Below are 16056 nucleotides of genomic sequence, written 5' to 3'. Positions count from 1 at the left end.
GATAGAGCAACCGCGCTCGCCACCGGCGAAAAGACTCATAGAAATATTGGATCCAATATACAATCTGAAATATTCAAATTGCTGCGAGAACCGAGGGCGTCTGTGTTGCTGTGTTGCCCGACGTCTGGATTAGACCTATGACCATTGACCAAGAGCGCGAAAACGCTTCCGAATTCGCCGAGCCACATGGTTCGGCCAGCAGGGTTTGAACACGATGAAGCTCGATGCCGTCGATGTCAGGCAAGCGGCCTCAGCCGCCGATATCGTCTATGAAGCCTTGCGCAAGGCGATCATCGAAGGCGACCTCGCCGAGGGTGAAAATCTGCGCCAGGACCACATCGCGCAGATGTTCAACACCAGCCGCATTCCGGTGCGCGAGGCGCTTTCGCGCCTTGAGCAGCATGGGCTGATCACCACGGAGCGCTACAAGGGCGCGGTCGTCGCCGGGCTTTCGATCGAGGAAATCGAGGAGATTTTCGAGTTCCGTGCGCTGATCGAAGCCGAGGTTATTCGCCTCGCCGTGCCCAATCTCGACCGGCGCACGCTCGAACTTGCACGCCAGCATTGCGAGGAGTTCGAGCGCGAGGAAAATTCCGACCGATGGGGCGAGATCAATCGCAATTTCCACTACAGCCTCTACGAGGCAGCGCGCCGCCCCTATTACCTGCAGATCGTCCGCGCTTCGCTCGATCGCATCGATCGCTACCTTCGCGCGCAGCTGACGCTGACCTCAGGCGTTGCCCGGGCGCGTCGCGAGCACAAGGCGATCCTCGATGCCTGCATGGCACGCGACGCCGAACGGGCCTGCGAGCTCACGCGCGACCATATCCTCGACGCCGGCCGCTCGCTGACGATCTTCCTCAGGGAACAAAGGGGTTAGCCTCGACGCTTCGTCGTTCGATGTCATAATAGTTTGATTTACATATCGTTTTATGCTGTTTCATTCCGGATCGACCTTTGACCCTTCACTCAAGCATACCCGTGGAAATTGCGCTGAGCCTTGACCTCTCCTCAGTTGACAAGCGTCCCGGAAGCCTGAAAAGTGAAGCCCCTATCGAGACCGGCAGCGTTGGGAGGACTTGATGTCTGTGCGCGCGTTTTTCGGCCTTTCCACCCTTCTTTTGTCCATTCTGAGCACCGGCGTCCCCGCTTTTTCCGCGGAGACCGGCCGCCAGGTCGAGATCACGCAGGATGGCGACTATTTCGGTTTCGACCTCAGGACCGAGCAGAACGTCTCGCTCGACGAGTGCCAGCAGACCTGTATCGCGGACCAGTCCTGCCGCGCCTTCACCTACAATCCCAAGGTGAAGTGGTGCTTCCTCAAGTCCGACTATAACCAGCTGAATTCCTTCCCGGGCGCGATCGCCGGCAAGATCGTGCAGCCGCAGGCCGCCGAAGCGGATATCGGCGCTGCGCCGCGCCCAAAATTCCTGTCGGACCAGATCCTGCAGGACGCCCGTAACACCAAGGCCAATCTCGCGCTGGCCGACGACCAGCAAGGCCTGGGCGTCAATACGCTGATCGACATGGCCCGTGGCCAGGCCGGTATGGGCAACATCGAAAATGCGCTGAAGGCGTTCCAAGGTGCATTGGCAATTACACCCGACGACGCCGAGCTTTGGCTGGAAGCGGCGCGCACCGCAAACCGCATCACCAACAACTCGGCCGTTTCGATGCAAGCGGCGATCGCCGCAATCAACGGCTACGAGCTGACCCGCACGACCGAGAGCCGAGCGCATGCGCTTGCGGTTATGGCGAAGTCGCTCGAAGGCGCCGAAAACTATCGTGCTGCATTGGACGCCTACAAGGCGAGCCTGGAACTGGTGAAGGCGAAATCGGTCGAGGCCGCCTATCTCGATCTCAAGCAGCGCAAGGGTTTCCGCGTCGTCGAGCATACGATCGATTCCGACGCGGCCACGCCGCGCGCCTGCGTTCAGTTTTCCGAGCAATTGCTGAAGAGCGGCGCCGACTACGCCTCCTTCGTCACCGTCAACGGCGCGGCGCCGAAGGCGCTCGAAGCCAAAGGCGACCAGATCTGCATTGAAGGCCTTTCGCATGGCGAACGTTACAAGCTGACGCTCCGCACCGGCCTGCCCTCCACCGTCGACGAAGTGCTAGAGGCGCCCGTTACCCTCGACATCTATGTTGCGGACCGTGCCCAGATGGTTCGTTTTACCGGCGACAGCTTCGTGCTGCCGTCGACCGCGCGCCGCGGCATCCCGATCGTCTCCGTCAACACCGACAGCGCCAAGCTGAAACTCTACCGCGTTGGCGACCGCAGCATCGCCCAGGTGCTGCAAAGCTCGCAGTTCCTGACCCAGCTCGACGGCTACAGTGCCCAGCGCATCGAAGACGAAAGCGGCGAACTCGTCTGGCAGGGCACAATCGACATCGAGCGCAACGTCAACAAGGAAGTCGTCACCAGCTTCCCGGTCGATGAGGCGCTGCCCGAGCGCAAGCCCGGCGTCTATGTCCTGACCGCAGCCCCGACCACCGGCGTCAGCCAGGAGTGGGACGCACGCGCGACGCAATGGTTTGTCGTTTCCGATTTCGGCATTTCCACCTATGCCGGCACCGACGGTTTGAACGTCTTCGTGCGCTCGCTTGCCACTGCCGAGCCGATTGAAGGCGTCGAACTGCAGCTCGTAGCCAAGAACAACGAGATCCTCGGCACCGCGGTGAGCGACGGCGACGGCCGCGTCACCTTCACGGCGGGGCTGATCCGTGGCACCGCCGGACTGACGCCGGCGGTCATCACCGCGAAGAAGGGTGAGGACGACTACGTCTTCCTCGACATGAGCCGCGCCGGCTTCGACCTCTCCGATCGTGGCGTCACCGGCCGCGCAGCCCCCGGCGCCATCGATATTCTCGCCTGGACCGAACGCGGCATCTACCGTGCCGGTGAAACCGTCCATGCCGCAGCACTTGCCCGCGACGTCGACGGCATGGCGATCGAGAACCTGCCGCTGACCTTCGTCTTCCTCCGGCCGGATGGCGTCGAATATCGGCGCATGACCAGCGCCGGCGGCAAGCTCGGCGGCCATACGCTCGACCTCGACACCCAGGCAAACGCCATGCGCGGCACCTGGACGATGCAGATCTTCACCGACCCGAAGTCGCCTGCGATCGGCGAGAAGCAGTTCCTCGTCGATGACTTCGTGCCGGATCGCACGGAATTCGACCTGGCGAGCGATGCGAAGGATATTGCCGTCGGCGAAACAGCAAGTGTGGCGGTCGACGGGCGCTATCTCTATGGCGCGCCGGCAGCCGGTCTCGAGCTCGAAGGCGAAGTGACGATCAAGCCGACACGCGAAAGCGCTGCCTTCAAGGGCTACTCCTTCGGCCTCGCCGATGAAGAGGCGAGCGAAGACACGCGCCTGCCGCTTGAGGAACTCTCGCCGCTCGACGAGGAAGGCAAATCCACCTTCGACGTCCTCATCGATGAAGTGCCCTCGACCACGCAACTGCTCGACGCCACCGTCACCGTCCGCATGCGCGAAGCCGGCGGCCGTGCCGTCGAGCGCTCGTTGAAGCTGCCGGTGCGCGCCGAAGGCCCGATGCTCGGCATCAAGCCGGAATTCGAAGGCGAACTCGCCGAGAACTCCGTCGGCAAGTTCCGCGTGATCGCCGTGGATCCCTCGGGCGCCAAGATCGCGATGCCCGGGCTTTTGTGGAAGCTGATCAGCGTCGAACGGGACTATCACTGGTACCGCGACGGCAGCGCCTGGAAATACGAACCCGTCGTCACCACCAAGCAGGTGGCTAACGGCAGTGTCGACCTGACGGCAGATGGCGTTGAGATCGCCGTTCCTGTTGGTTGGGGACGCTATCGCCTGGAAGTCGAGACGGCCTCGATCGACGGCCCGACTTCGAGCGTCGAATTTGACGCTGGCTGGTATGTCGCGGCCACCTCGACGGAAACGCCTGACGGCCTGGAGATCGCACTCGACAAGGAGAAATATACGGTCGGCGATACGGCCAAGCTCAAGGTCTCGCCGCGCTTTGCCGGCGAACTTCTGGTCACCGTCGGCACCGAGAACCTGATCACGACGCAGACCGCGTCGATCGCCGCGGAAGGCGGCGAGGTCGAGCTGCCGGTCACCGATGCCTGGGGCGCCGGCGCCTATGTCACGGCGACGCTCTACCGGCCGGGTGATGCCCAGGAAAGCCGCATGCCGATGCGCGCCATCGGCATCAAATGGCTTTCGGTCGATCCCGCCGAGCGCAAACTCGCCGTCACCCTCGATGCGCCAGAGAAGATGGAGCCCCGCAAACCGCTCGACATCAGCCTGAAGGTCGCCGGTGCCGGTGCCGACGAGGAAGCCTATGTGACGGTGGCCGCCGTCGACGTCGGCATTCTCAACCTCACCCGCTACGAGGCACCGGATCCGGAAGCCTGGTACTTCGGCCAGAGGCAGCTCGGTCTCGAAATCCGCGACCTCTACGGCCGCCTCATCGACGGCTCGCTTGGCGCAACTGGAAAACTGCGCACCGGTGGCGACGGCGGCCAGGTCGCTCTTCAAGGCAGCCCGCCCACGGAAAAGCTGGTCGCCTTTTTCGAAGGTCCGGTGCAGCTCGATGGCGACGGCAAGGCGACCGTCAGCTTCGATATTCCCCAGTTCAACGGCACGGCGCGGCTGATGGCCGTCGCCTGGACGAAATCCGGAGTCGGCCACGCCACCCGCGACGTGGTGATCCGCGATCCGGTTGTCGTCACCGCCAGCCTGCCGAAGTTCCTGGCGCCCGGAGACCGGTCGGAACTGAGGCTCGACATTGCCAATACCGACGCGCCGGCCGGCGAATACCAGGTCCAGGTAACGACCAGCGGCCCGGCGACCGTCGAACAACCGGGCACAGGCAACACGGTCACCCTGGAACAGGGCGGCCGCTCGGCGGTAACCTTGCCGGTCGTGGGACAATATCCCGGCAATGGCATCGTCACCGTGACGCTCACCGGCTCCAACGGCCTTTCGCTCGAACAGTCGCTCGATCTGCTCGTGCGTCCGGCGACCTTGCCGGTTACCCAGCGGCAGGTGGTCGCGATCGCGCCCGGAAGCAGCTTGACGGTCGACGGGCAATTGCTCGCCGACAGCATCCTTCAGGGCGCCTCGGTCAACCTCAGCGTCACTCGCTCCGCGGCCTTCGACATGCCGGCGCTGCTGATGACGCTCGATCGCTATCCCTATGGCTGCGCCGAGCAGACGACGAGCCGCGCACTTCCGCTGCTCTATCTCAGTGAACTCGCGAAACAGTCCGGACTCGCCGATGACGAAGGCGTGACGAAACGGGTGCAGGAGGCCATCTATCGCGTTCTCTCCTACCAGTCCTCATCGGGCAGCTTCGGTCTCTGGGGTCCGGGCTACGGCGACCTCTGGCTCGATGCCTATGTCACCGACTTCCTGACTCGCGCCCGCGAGCAGAAATACGACGTGCCCGAGGCTGCGATGGTCCAGGCGCTCGAAAACCTGCAAAACGGCGTCAGCTACGACACCAATGCCAAGGATCGCGGCAACGAGATTGCCTATGCGCTCTATGTGCTCGCCCGCAATCGCAAGGCGGCGATCAACGATCTGCGTTACTACGCCAACACGCTGATCGATGACTTTCCGACGCCGCTTGCGAAGGCGCATATCGCCGCAGCGCTGGCGCTTTATGGTGACGCTCAAGGGTCGCAGGACACCTTCGCCAAGGCGGCGAACATGTCGACGGGCCTCGTCAATGTCAGCCTCTCGCGCTCCGACTACGGCTCCTCGCTGCGTGACAACGCGGCCGTGCTGGCGCTGGCGGCTGAAAGCCGCCCGGTTCCGCCGATCGTTCCTGAGCTGTCGAAGATCGTCGCGCGCGAATGGGAGCAGAAGACCTATACCAGCACCCAGGAACAGGCCTGGATGCTGCTTGCCGCCCGCGCCATCCAGAACGGCGACGAAGACATGGCGCTTGACGTCAACGGCGCAGCGAAGACCGGCAGCTATGCCGCCCAGATGACCGGCGATGCGCTTACGACCCATCCGGTCGTGATCCGCAATCAGGGTGCCGATCCGGTGTCGGCCGTGGTCACCACGGTCGCCGCGCCCGCCCAGCCGCTTTCGGCCGGCGGCGACGGTTTCACCATCGAGCGCACCTACTACACGCTCGACGGAGCCGAGGCCAACGTCATGGAAGCGCGACAGAACGAGCGCTACGTCGTCGTGCTCAAGATGACGGAGGCCAACGACTGGCCGTCGCGGGTGCTCGTCACCGACCTGTTGCCGGCCGGCTTCCAGATCGACAATCCGAGCCTCGTCGACAGCGCCCAGCTCAGCAACTTCGAATGGCTCGGCGAAATTACCGCGACCCACACGGAGTTCCGCAACGACCGCTTCGTCGCGGCGATCGACCGGAGCACCGGATCCGCGCGTGATGTCACCCTCGCCTATGTGGTGCGCGCCGTGACCCCGGGCGTCTACGACCATCCGGCGGCCACCGTCGAGGATATGTACCGGCCGCAACTCTCGGCCCGCACCGCGACGGGGCGCATGGAGGTGCTCGCGGCGCAATAGGCCAGATCATGTCGATTGGGCGCAAACTGCTGATCGCCTTGCCCGTCTGCCTGCTGCTGACGGGGTTGACGGGCTTTGCCATCGAGAAGGCTGACCAAGCCTTCCCGCCACCGCTCGACGAGGCCGATGTCGTCTCGCGCGAGGTGGACGATGCCAATGGGCAACTGCTGCGCGCCTTCGCAACGCCGCAGGGTCTCTGGCGACTGAAGACGACGGTCGACGATGTCGATCCGCAGTTCCTAAGGATGCTGATCGCCTACGAAGACCAGCGCTTCCGGGAGCATTCGGGCGTCGACCTGCTGGCACTCGGCCGCGCCGCGCTTCAGTTCGTCAGCAATGGCCGGATCGTCTCGGGCGCCTCGACGCTCTCGATGCAGGTCGCACGGCTGATCGAGCCGCGGCAGCAGCGTTCCATCACGGCAAAGCTCTTGCAGATTGCCCGCGCCATCCAGATCGAAAAGCGTCTATCGAAGGACCAGATCCTCAATCTCTATCTCACCCGCGCGCCCTATGGCGGCAATATCGAAGGCGTGCGCGCCGCAAGCCTCGCCTGGCTCGGCAAGGAGCCGAAGCGGCTGACGGCCGGCGAAGCGGCCCTGCTCGTCGCCCTGCCGCAATTGCCGGAAAAGCGTCGGCCGGATCGCAATCACGCCGCAGCGGTTGCCGCCCGCGAGCGTGTGCTGATGCGTCTCGCCGTCGCTGACGTCATTGGAGACGGCGAGGCCGAACGCGCAATCGCGACATCTGTCCCCTCGCGCCGGCTGCAGCTTCCGTCCTATGCCGCCCATCTCGCCGAGCGGGCGTTGCGCAAAAACCCGCAGGCGATCCGGCATCAGACGACCTTGCGCCTTGCCGTCCAGCGCAGCCTCGAAGCCGTTGCACGGGACAGTGGCGCCAGGCTCGGACCGAAGGTTTCGGTTGCCATGGTGATGGCCGACGCCAAAACCGGCGAGATCGTCGCCTCGGTCGGGTCGGCCGACTACTTCGATGCGAGCCGCTCCGGCTGGATCGACATGACCCGCATCACGCGCTCGCCGGGTTCCACGCTTAAGCCTTTCATCTATGGCCTCGCCTTCGAAGAAGGGCTGGTCAGCCAGGAGACGATCATCGAGGATCGGCCGGCGGATTTCTTCGGCTATCGCCCGCGCAACTTCGACATGAGCTATCAGGGCGATGTCAGCGTCCGCGAAGCGCTGCAATTGTCTTTGAACGTCCCGGCGATCCGGCTTCTCGATGCGGTCGGCCCGGCCGAACTGATGATGCGCTTCCGCCGCGGCGAGGTAAAACCGGCGCTACCGGCCGGCGAAGCGCCGGGGCTTGCGATCGGCCTTGGCGGTGTCGGGCTTACGCTGCGCGATCTCGTGCAGCTCTATGCCGCACTTGCCAATCGCGGCTTCCCTCTGCGGCTCGGCGACGGCGTCGATGGCAAGGCCGGCCTGATCGAAGCGGAGCCGCTGCTTTCTCCGGTTGCCGTCTGGAACGTCTCCGATGCGCTCTCGGGCGTATTGCCGCCGACGGGCAGCCGTCAGCGCGGTATCGCCTACAAGACCGGCACCAGCTACGGCTACCGCGATGCCTGGTCGGTGGGCTACGACGGGCGCCATGTGCTCGGCGTCTGGGTTGGCCGTCCGGACAATTGCGCCGTGCCGGGCCTCACCGGCTATGGCAGCGCCGCACCGATTCTCTTCGAAGGCTTCGCCAAGTCCGGCTTCGGCATCACGCCGCTGCCGGATGCACCGGCGGGCGCGGTCCGCATTTCGCAGGCCGAACTGCCGGTCAGCCAACGCCGCTTCTCGCTGACCACGAGCGGCCTCGTCAACGCTTCGGCGCGCGAGCCGGCACCGCAGATCGTCTTTCCGCCGGAGGGTGCGCGTGTCGAACTCGGGACGGATCACCAGGCGATTTCGCCGCTGACGCTCAAGCTGCAAGGCGGCCGAGCGCCATTTCGCTGGCTCGCCAATGGCCGGCCGCTGCCGGAGCTGACACGCCGGCGAACTACCCAATGGCAGCCCGATGGGATCGGCTATTCGACGCTGACCGTCATCGACGCGGTCGGCCGCGCCGTCAGCGTACGCGTCTTCATCGAGTAGCGGCAATCGGTTCGTGGACGCGATCTTCGGGCTTTGCGACCAGCACCGCCTCGATTTCGTCCCTTAACCGCGCCGAATCGAGCGGCTTGTGCAGGAGATGGTAGCTGCTCGCTCGCTTCCTGCAGCCGCGCCGGAGACGTGTCGCCGGAGAGGATCAGAGCCGGCACGCCCCGTTCGAGATAGCGATTGACGTCACGCACGGCTCCGATCCCCGCCTTCGACGTCGCGGCTGTCTTCCTCGCCTCATTCACGCTCGCGCAGTTTAGAGGCGGCGGCGGCACCCTGGTGCCGCGTGCCTGCGGGTCGATCCTCATCGGCCTCGGCCCGATGCTGGCAACCAGCCGATCTGAACGCAAAAGACGGCCCGTGCCGGTTCGGCGACCTTGGTGTATCGTTGGACACGCTTAAGTGGAGGGGCCGGACCATGCTCAATGCGACAGAGATTGCCAAAGCCGCTGAAAGCCTGCATGAGGCAGAGCGCGACCGAAAACAGATCGGGCTTCTGTCGCACAAGCACCCTGAGATGACCGTCGACGATGCCTATGCGATCCAGGCCGCCTGGGTCAGGCGCAAGCGCGACGACGGCCATCGCATCATCGGCTGGAAGATCGGCCTGACCTCCAATGCCATGCAGCAGGCGCTTGGCATCGACACACCGGATTCCGGTGTGCTCTTCGACAATATGCTGTTCGATGACGGTGCAAACATTCCTGCCGATCGCTTCATCCAGCCGCGGGTCGAAGCGGAGATCGCCTTTGTCATGAAGGCCGGACTGAAGGGCCCGCGTGTCAACATCGTTCAGGCGCTGAACGCCACCGATTACGTAATGCCCGCACTGGAAATCCTCGACAGCCGCATCGTTCGTTCGGACCCGAAAACAAGGAAGGCGCGCACCCTCGTCGATGCGATATCCGACAATGCCGCCAATGGCGGCCTCATCCTTGGTGGACGTGCCGTGCGTCCCGATACGGTCGACATGCGCTGGATGGGCGCGATCGTTTCGCGCAATGCAGTGATCGAGGAGACAGGGCTTGCCGCAGGCGTCCTCAATCATCCGGCCCGCGGCATTGCCTGGCTTGCCAACCGGCTTGCGCAATGCGGCGACGCGATCGAGCCGGGCCAGATCGTGCTCTCCGGCTCATTCATCCGCACGCTCGAGGCCAAGAGCGGCGATACGATCGTCGCGGATTTCGGCGCCTACGGTTCGGTGAGCTGCCACTTCGCGTGACGCCGACAATGACGGGCGAGCTCTCGCCCGTCGAGCCGGTTTCACTGCACCAGAATGGCGCGGAAGTCATTCACATTGGTGCCGGTCGGGCCCGGTTTGAAGAGATCGCCGAGCGCATCGAACGCCGACCAGCTATCGTTCTTCTGCAGGAGTGCCGCAGCGTCGAGACGTTGTGCCACGAGCCTTGCGATGGTCGTGTCATCGGCAAAGGCGCCGGCATTGTCTTCGGAGCCGTCGATGCCGTCGGTGTCGGCGGCAAGCGCCGAGACGCCCTTGGCGCCGTCGATGCCGAGCGCCAGCGCCAGCAGGAATTCGCTGTTGCGGCCGCCCTTGCCCTTGCCGCGAATGGTCACCGTCGTCTCTCCGCCCGAGAGAACGACGACCGGCTTTCTGAACGGCCGGCCGCGGCCGGCGACTTCACGGGCGATCGCCGCGTGCACGCCGCCGACGTCGCGCGCCTCGCCCTCGATCGCATCGGAAAGAATGACCGCCTCGATGCCGGCGGCACGCGCCTTGGCAGCCGCAGCCTCGAGCGAAACGGACGCGGACGCGATGAGCCGGACTTCGTTTCGGGCAAAGCGCGGATCGCTTGGCGGAGGGGCAGCACTTTCAGGATTCTTGAGCCAGTCCATGACCTTGGCAGGGAGCTGAAGGCCATAACGCTCGACAAGCGTCAGGGCGTCTTCGCGATTGCTGGCGTCCGGCAGCGTCGGGCCCGACGCGACCAGCGCCGGATCGTCGCCGGGAATATCGGAGACGATCAGCGAGACGACCTTCGCCGGATAGGCGGTGGCGGCCAGCCTGCCGCCCTTGATCAGCGAGACGTGCTTGCGCACGGCATTCATGGCGCTGATCGGTGCACCGGAGGCGAGCAGCGCCCGGTTGACTGCAATCTCGTCTTCCAGCGTCAGGCCGGGCGGCGGCGCGGGCAGCAGCGCCGAGCCGCCACCGCAGACGAGCGCCACGACGAGATCGTTCTCCGTCAGGCCGCTGACTTCAGCAAGCAGCCGCTTCGAGGCCTGCAGGCCGTTCTCGTCCGGAAGCGGATGCGACGCTTCCAGCACCTCGATGTTCTTGCACGGGGCCGCGTAGCCATAGCGGGTGACAACCACACCGGAGAGCGGACCGTCCCAGTGACGCTCGAAGGCTGCCGCCATCTGTGCTGCGCCCTTGCCCGCGCCGACCACCACCGTGCGCCCCCTTGGCTGTTCCGGCAGATTGGCCGCAATCACTTTTTCCGGATCTGCCGCGGCAACCGCAGAGGTGAAGAGTGTTTCCAGAAAGCTGCGTGGGTCGGTGATGGCAGGCATTGGTCTCCCCCTACTGCATGTTTCCTTTAATCGTACCCGATTAAAGGACAAAAACATGCAGCAATTCAAAATGCTACAGCAACCTTTGCGCGTCTGATAAGACGCGCGGCGCTGTAGGAGCATGTCGCATCGCTTCTATGCTCCATCCATATGTGCAATTCCACAGCCAAAAAGGTCTCTAGACTCTTTTGCTGGACTTGCTTTCAGAACCGTCTCGGGCGGCGGTTCCTCCAACCGCCGCCCGGACACATGACCGGCCCGGCATAATGGGACGCCGAACGGATCATGCGCATTTTGCGTTGTCTGCTATCAGGCGACCTGGTGGTTCGCCATGCGCTCCAGCGCCCGGACGAGGCCGGAGTGGTCGAGACCACTGTCGCCGTTGGCGGCGCAGTTGTTGAAGAGCTCCTGCGTTGCGGCCGTGTTCGGCAGCGAGATGCCGAGCGACTTCGCACCTTGGAGGGCCAGATTGAGGTCCTTCTGGTGCAGCGAGATGCGGAAGCCCGGATCGAACGTGCGCTTGATCATGCGCTCGCCGTGAACTTCGAGAATACGCGAAGAAGCAAAGCCGCCCATCAGCGCTTCGCGCACGCGCGCCGGGTCAGCACCAGCCTTCGACGCAAAGACGAGGGCTTCCGAAACCGCCTCGATCGTCAGCGCGACGATGATCTGGTTGGCAACCTTGGTGACCTGGCCATCGCCGCAGTCGCCGACGAGGGTGATGTTCTTGCCCATCAACTTCAAGAGCGGCAGGGCACGGTCGAAGCTCTCCTGGCTGCCGCCCGCCATGATCGAGAGCGAAGCGTTCTTGGCGCCGACTTCGCCGCCGGAGACCGGAGCGTCGATGTATTCGGCGCCGGTTTCGCGGACCTTCTTTGCGAATTCCTTCGTCTCGATCGGCGAGATCGAGCTCATGTCGATGACGAGCTTGCCCTTGGAAAGGCCGTAGGCAACGCCGTTCTCGCCGAAGAGAACGTCCTTGACCTCAGGCGTGTCCGGCAGCATCAGGATGATCGTGTCGACAGTTTCGGCCAGCGCCTTCGGCGTATCGACAAACCTGAGGCCGTTGTCGAGCAGTTCCTGGCGCGGCGGGATGACGAACTTCGAGGTGATGACGGTGTGGCCGGCATCCTGCAGATGGCGCGCCATCGGCGTGCCCATGATGCCCAGTCCAATGAAACCGATTGTTGCCATGGTGCTTAGCTCCTGATCTTGATGATATCTGCGGATTGGGTGCGCTGGCGCTCGGTGCCGAGCCAGCCAAGGCCATCGGCCGTCGTGGTGCGCGGCTTGTATTCGCAGCCGATCCAGCCGTCGTAGCCGGCCTCTTCCAGTGCGTCGAAAACGAACGGATAGTTGATCTCGCCGGTGCCCGGCTCGTTGCGGCCCGGATTGTCGGCAAGCTGGACGTGGGCGATGCGATTGGCATGGCGCTTGTAGGTGCCGACCAGTTCACCCTCGGTGCGCTGCTGATGGTAGAGATCGTACTGGATGAAGAGATTGTCGCTGCCGACTTCCTCGATGATCGAGGCAGCCTGCCCCACGGTGTTCAGGTAGAAGCCCGGAATGTCGAAGCGGTTGATCGGCTCGATCAGCAGGCGGATGCCGTGCTTGCCGAGTTCGCTTGCCGCGAGCTTCAGGTTGGCGACCAGTGTCTTGCGCAGGATGATGTCGGAAACGCCGTCCGGCGCGATGCCGACCAGGCAGTTGACCTGCTTGCAACCGAGCGCAGTCGCATAGTCGATCGCGCTTGCCACCCCCTTGCGGAATTCGTCGACCCGATCGGGCAGGATGGCGATGCCGCGCTCGCCGCGTCCCCAGTCGCCGGCCGGCAGGTTGTGCAGGACCTGGGTCAGGCCGTGACGCTGAAGTTCGGCGCGCAGGCTCACCTTCTCGAATTCGTAGGGAAACAGATATTCCACGCCTTCGAAGCCGGCCTTGGCAGCAAGGGCGAAACGATCGAGGAACGGCACCTCGTTGAACAGCATTGTCAGGTTCGCAGCGAACTTCGCCATGCGATGCTTCCTCCTTGTGTTTGTCTTTGGAGCGGGATGCGGGCGGAGAACCGCCCACATTTTCCTCAGTCGAGCAGAGCCGTGATCGCCGTCGGCACGTCTTCGCCGCGGGTCGCCAGTTCCTCGAACTCGACGACGGCATTGATGTCGGCGCCCATCGAGATGTTGGTGACGCGCTCCAGGATGAACTCGATGACGACGGGAACCTGGTGCTCGTCCATCAGTGCACGAGCCCGGTCGAAGGCCTCCTGGAACTCGTTCGGGCTGCGTACCCGGATCGCCTTGCAGCCGAGGCCCTCGGCAACTGCGACGTGGTCGACGCCGTAGCCCTTCTCCGCATCACCCGACGCATTGATGTTGTCGAAGGCGAGGCTGACCTCGAAGTCCATGTTGAAGCCGCGCTGCGCCTGGCGGATGAGGCCGAGGTAGGAATTGTTCACGACGACATGCAGGTAGGGCAGCTTGTGCTGGGCGCCGACGGCCAGTTCCTCGATCAGGAACTGGAAATCGTAATCGCCAGAAAGTGCGACGATCGGCCGGTCCGGATCCGCGGCGCGAACGCCGAGGGCGGCAGGCAGGGTCCAGCCGAGCGGGCCGGCCTGGCCGCAGTTGATCCAGTTGCGCGGCTTGTAGACGTGCAGGAACTGGGCGCCCGCGATCTGGCTGAGACCGATGGTCGAGACGTAGCAGGTGTCGCGGCCGAAGGCCTTGTTCATCTCTTCATAGACGCGCTGGGGCTTCAGCGGCGTCTGGTCGAAGTGCGTCTTGCGCAGCATGGTGCGCTTGCGCTCGCGGCACTCTTCCGCCCAGGCTGACCAGTCTCTGAGCTTGCCGGCCGTTTTCCACTCCGTCGCAACATCGAGGAAGAGTTTCAGGGCAGCGCCGGCATCCGAGACGATACCGAAATCGGGCGCAAAGACGCGGCCGATCTGGGTCGGCTCGATGTCGACGTGAACGAACTTGCGGCCTTCCGTGTAGGTCGGAACGTTGCCGGTGTGGCGGTTGGCCCAGCGGTTGCCGACGCCGAGAACGAAATCGGAAGCCAACAGGTTGGCGTTGCCATAGCGGTGCGAGGTCTGCAGGCCGCACATGCCGGCCATCAGCGGATGGTCGTCCGGGATCGTGCCCCAGCCCATCAGCGTCGGGATAACAGGGATGCCGGTGATTTCGGCAAATTCCGTGAGCAAGTCGGAGGCATCGGCATTGATGATGCCGCCGCCGGCAACGATCAGCGGACGCTCCGCCTCGTTCAGCATAGCCAAAGCCTTTTCGGCCTGGGCGCGCGTCGCCTTCGGCTTGTACGGTTCGAGCGGCTGATAGGTGTCCGGATCGAACTCGATTTCTGCCAGTTGGACGTCTACCGGCAGATCGATCAGCACCGGGCCCGGACGGCCGGAGCGCATGACGTGGAAAGCCTTCTGGAAGACAAAGGGAACGAGTGCCGGTTCCATGACCGTGACCGCCCATTTGGTGACGGGTGCGGCGATCTTGGCGATATCGACGGCCTGGAAGTCTTCCTTGTCGAGGCGTGCGCGCGGCGCCTGGCCGGTGATGCAGAGGATCGGGACCGAATCCGCCGAGGCCGAATAGAGGCCGGTGATCATGTCGGTACCGGCCGGGCCGGATGTGCCGATGCAGACGCCGATATTGCCGTGCTTGGCGCGGGTGTAGCCCTCGGCCATATGCGAGGCGCCCTCAACGTGGCGAGCCAGGATGTGGCGGATAGAACCGCGCGCCTTCAGCGCGGAGTAGAACGGGTTGATGGCAGCGCCGGGCACGCCGAAAGCGCAGTCGATGCCTTCCTTCTCCAGAACATAAACAGCCGCGTCGACGGCACGCATCTTAGCCATGAGATTTCCTCCTATTTCCTGGAACCATAATCCATTAATCGCAAACAGCAACATATAAATGGAAATCATTTCCATCATACGGAAATAAAGATTTTCAACAAATCGGAGAAAATCCCTCAGGGTCCTGATAGAGGATGATGGGCGAGAGACGTGATTTGCAGAGAGGCTTCGATGGACGGCAACGGCAGAGGAAAACGCGGACGCAAGGCGGGCGAGAATGCGGCACCGTCATCCGTCCAGGTGCTCGATCGTAGCCTTGCTCTTCTGACGGTCGTCGCCCAGGAGGACGGCTCGACCTTGACCCAGCTTGCCGACGAGACCGGCATGGCGCCATCCACGGTCCACCGCTTGCTGACGACGCTGGCCGGCCACGGCATGGTGATGAACGACCCCGACACCGGCGCCTGGACCGTCGGCCTCAAGGCATTCGAGATCGGCAACGCCTATCTGCGTTTCCGCAAGCTCGGAACGATCAGCCGCCCCTTCCTCAAGGGCCTGATGGAGGAAAGTGGCGAGACGGCCAATATCGGCATCGAGGAAGGTGGCGACGTCGTCTTCATTTCGCAGGTCGAAAGCCACGCGCCGATGCGCGCCTTCTTCCGTCCCGGGCGCCGCGGTCCGGTTCATGCCTCCGGCATCGGCAAGGCGATCCTTTCGACCTGGTCGGACAAGGAGATCGCCCAGCTTCTCGGCGGCCGCGAGCTCGCGCATTTCACCGACAAGACCCGCGACACGCTCCCGGCCCTGTTGAAGGATATCCAGGAGATCCGCCACCGCGGCTGGTCCGTCGATGACGAGGAGCATACGCTCGGCATGCGCTGCGTCGCAGCCCCCATCTTCAACGAGTACGGCGAAACGATCGCCGGTATCTCGATCTCCGGCCCATCGGTTCGCGTCAACGACGAGAAACTGTCAACCCTCGGCCCCATCGTGCGTGAGCGCGCCGATGCGCTCACCAAGGCGATGGGCGGCAAGCGGCCGGAAGAGCTGTAGCTGCCAAAAAAAGACGCCGCGCATCGATCAG

9 protein-coding genes are annotated in these 16056 nt (G+C 63.8%); 5 read left to right on the top strand and 4 right to left on the bottom strand.

Features of this window, described 5'->3' with window-relative positions; translation table 11 throughout:
- Window positions 1-214: 214 nt before the first annotated feature.
- The 4 genes from QM996_RS21670 to hpaH all read left to right on the top strand — a co-directional run bounded on the left by QM996_RS21670 (window position 215) and on the right by hpaH (window position 9857).
- On the top strand, window positions 215-880 hold the full coding sequence (locus QM996_RS21670; protein ID WP_334198111.1) for a GntR family transcriptional regulator: 666 nt from the start codon (window positions 215-217) through the stop codon (window positions 878-880).
- A gap of 202 nt (window positions 881-1082) precedes the next feature.
- Window positions 1083-6539, top strand: a complete 5457-nt coding sequence (locus QM996_RS21665; RefSeq protein ID WP_500270471.1) for an alpha-2-macroglobulin family protein — start codon at window positions 1083-1085, stop codon at window positions 6537-6539.
- 8 nt (window positions 6540-6547) lie between these two features.
- Complete coding sequence (gene pbpC, locus QM996_RS21660; RefSeq protein WP_334198110.1) at window positions 6548-8629, top strand: penicillin-binding protein 1C; 2082 nt, start codon at window positions 6548-6550, stop codon at window positions 8627-8629.
- Window positions 8630-9053: 424 nt separating this feature from the next.
- Entirely contained in the window at window positions 9054-9857 is an 804-nt protein-coding gene (gene hpaH / locus QM996_RS21655; RefSeq protein WP_334198109.1) for a 2-oxo-hept-4-ene-1,7-dioate hydratase, read from the top strand.
- Window positions 9858-9898: 41 nt separating this feature from the next.
- Here hpaH and QM996_RS21650 read toward each other — a convergent pair whose 3' ends face one another.
- The 4 genes from QM996_RS21650 to gcl form a co-directional block, all read right to left on the bottom strand.
- Complete coding sequence (locus QM996_RS21650) at window positions 9899-11167, bottom strand: glycerate kinase type-2 family protein (protein WP_334198108.1); 1269 nt, start codon at window positions 11165-11167, stop codon at window positions 9899-9901.
- A gap of 309 nt (window positions 11168-11476) precedes the next feature.
- Complete coding sequence (locus QM996_RS21645; protein ID WP_334198107.1) at window positions 11477-12361, bottom strand: 2-hydroxy-3-oxopropionate reductase; 885 nt, start codon at window positions 12359-12361, stop codon at window positions 11477-11479.
- Between the two features lie 5 nt (window positions 12362-12366).
- Window positions 12367-13182, bottom strand: a complete 816-nt coding sequence (hyi, locus tag QM996_RS21640) for a hydroxypyruvate isomerase (RefSeq protein ID WP_334198106.1) — start codon at window positions 13180-13182, stop codon at window positions 12367-12369.
- Window positions 13183-13247: 65 nt separating this feature from the next.
- Entirely contained in the window at window positions 13248-15032 is a 1785-nt protein-coding gene (gene gcl, locus QM996_RS21635) for a glyoxylate carboligase (RefSeq protein WP_334198105.1), read from the bottom strand.
- Between the two features lie 171 nt (window positions 15033-15203).
- Here gcl and QM996_RS21630 point away from each other — a divergent pair, with 171 nt between their 5' ends.
- Window positions 15204-16025, top strand: a complete 822-nt coding sequence (locus tag QM996_RS21630; protein ID WP_334198104.1) for an IclR family transcriptional regulator — start codon at window positions 15204-15206, stop codon at window positions 16023-16025.
- The last annotated feature ends 31 nt before the right edge of the window (window positions 16026-16056 follow it).

Source organism: Sinorhizobium chiapasense (genome assembly GCF_045277575.1).
Classification (GTDB): Bacteria; Pseudomonadota; Alphaproteobacteria; order Rhizobiales; family Rhizobiaceae; genus Ensifer; species Ensifer chiapasense_A.
The sequence above is the reverse complement of the archived record's forward strand: the minus strand, read 5'-3'. Positions and strand labels throughout refer to the sequence as shown.

Bases quoted from the DNA above. Each gene is read 5' to 3' on its own strand.
- QM996_RS21650 (WP_334198108.1), bottom strand. From the start codon at position 11,167: ATGCCTGCCATCACCGACCCACGCAGCTTTCTGGAAACACTCTTCACC.
- gcl (WP_334198105.1), bottom strand. From the start codon at position 15,032: ATGGCTAAGATGCGTGCCGTCGACGCGGCTGTTTATGTTCTGGAGAAG.
- hyi (WP_334198106.1), bottom strand. From the start codon at position 13,182: ATGGCGAAGTTCGCTGCGAACCTGACAATGCTGTTCAACGAGGTGCCG.
- QM996_RS21645 (WP_334198107.1), bottom strand. From the start codon at position 12,361: ATGGCAACAATCGGTTTCATTGGACTGGGCATCATGGGCACGCCGATG.
- pbpC (WP_334198110.1), top strand. From the start codon at position 6,548: ATGTCGATTGGGCGCAAACTGCTGATCGCCTTGCCCGTCTGCCTGCTG.
- QM996_RS21630 (WP_334198104.1), top strand. From the start codon at position 15,204: ATGGACGGCAACGGCAGAGGAAAACGCGGACGCAAGGCGGGCGAGAAT.
- QM996_RS21665 (WP_500270471.1), top strand. From the start codon at position 1,083: ATGTCTGTGCGCGCGTTTTTCGGCCTTTCCACCCTTCTTTTGTCCATT.
- hpaH (WP_334198109.1), top strand. From the start codon at position 9,054: ATGCTCAATGCGACAGAGATTGCCAAAGCCGCTGAAAGCCTGCATGAG.
- QM996_RS21670 (WP_334198111.1), top strand. From the start codon at position 215: ATGAAGCTCGATGCCGTCGATGTCAGGCAAGCGGCCTCAGCCGCCGAT.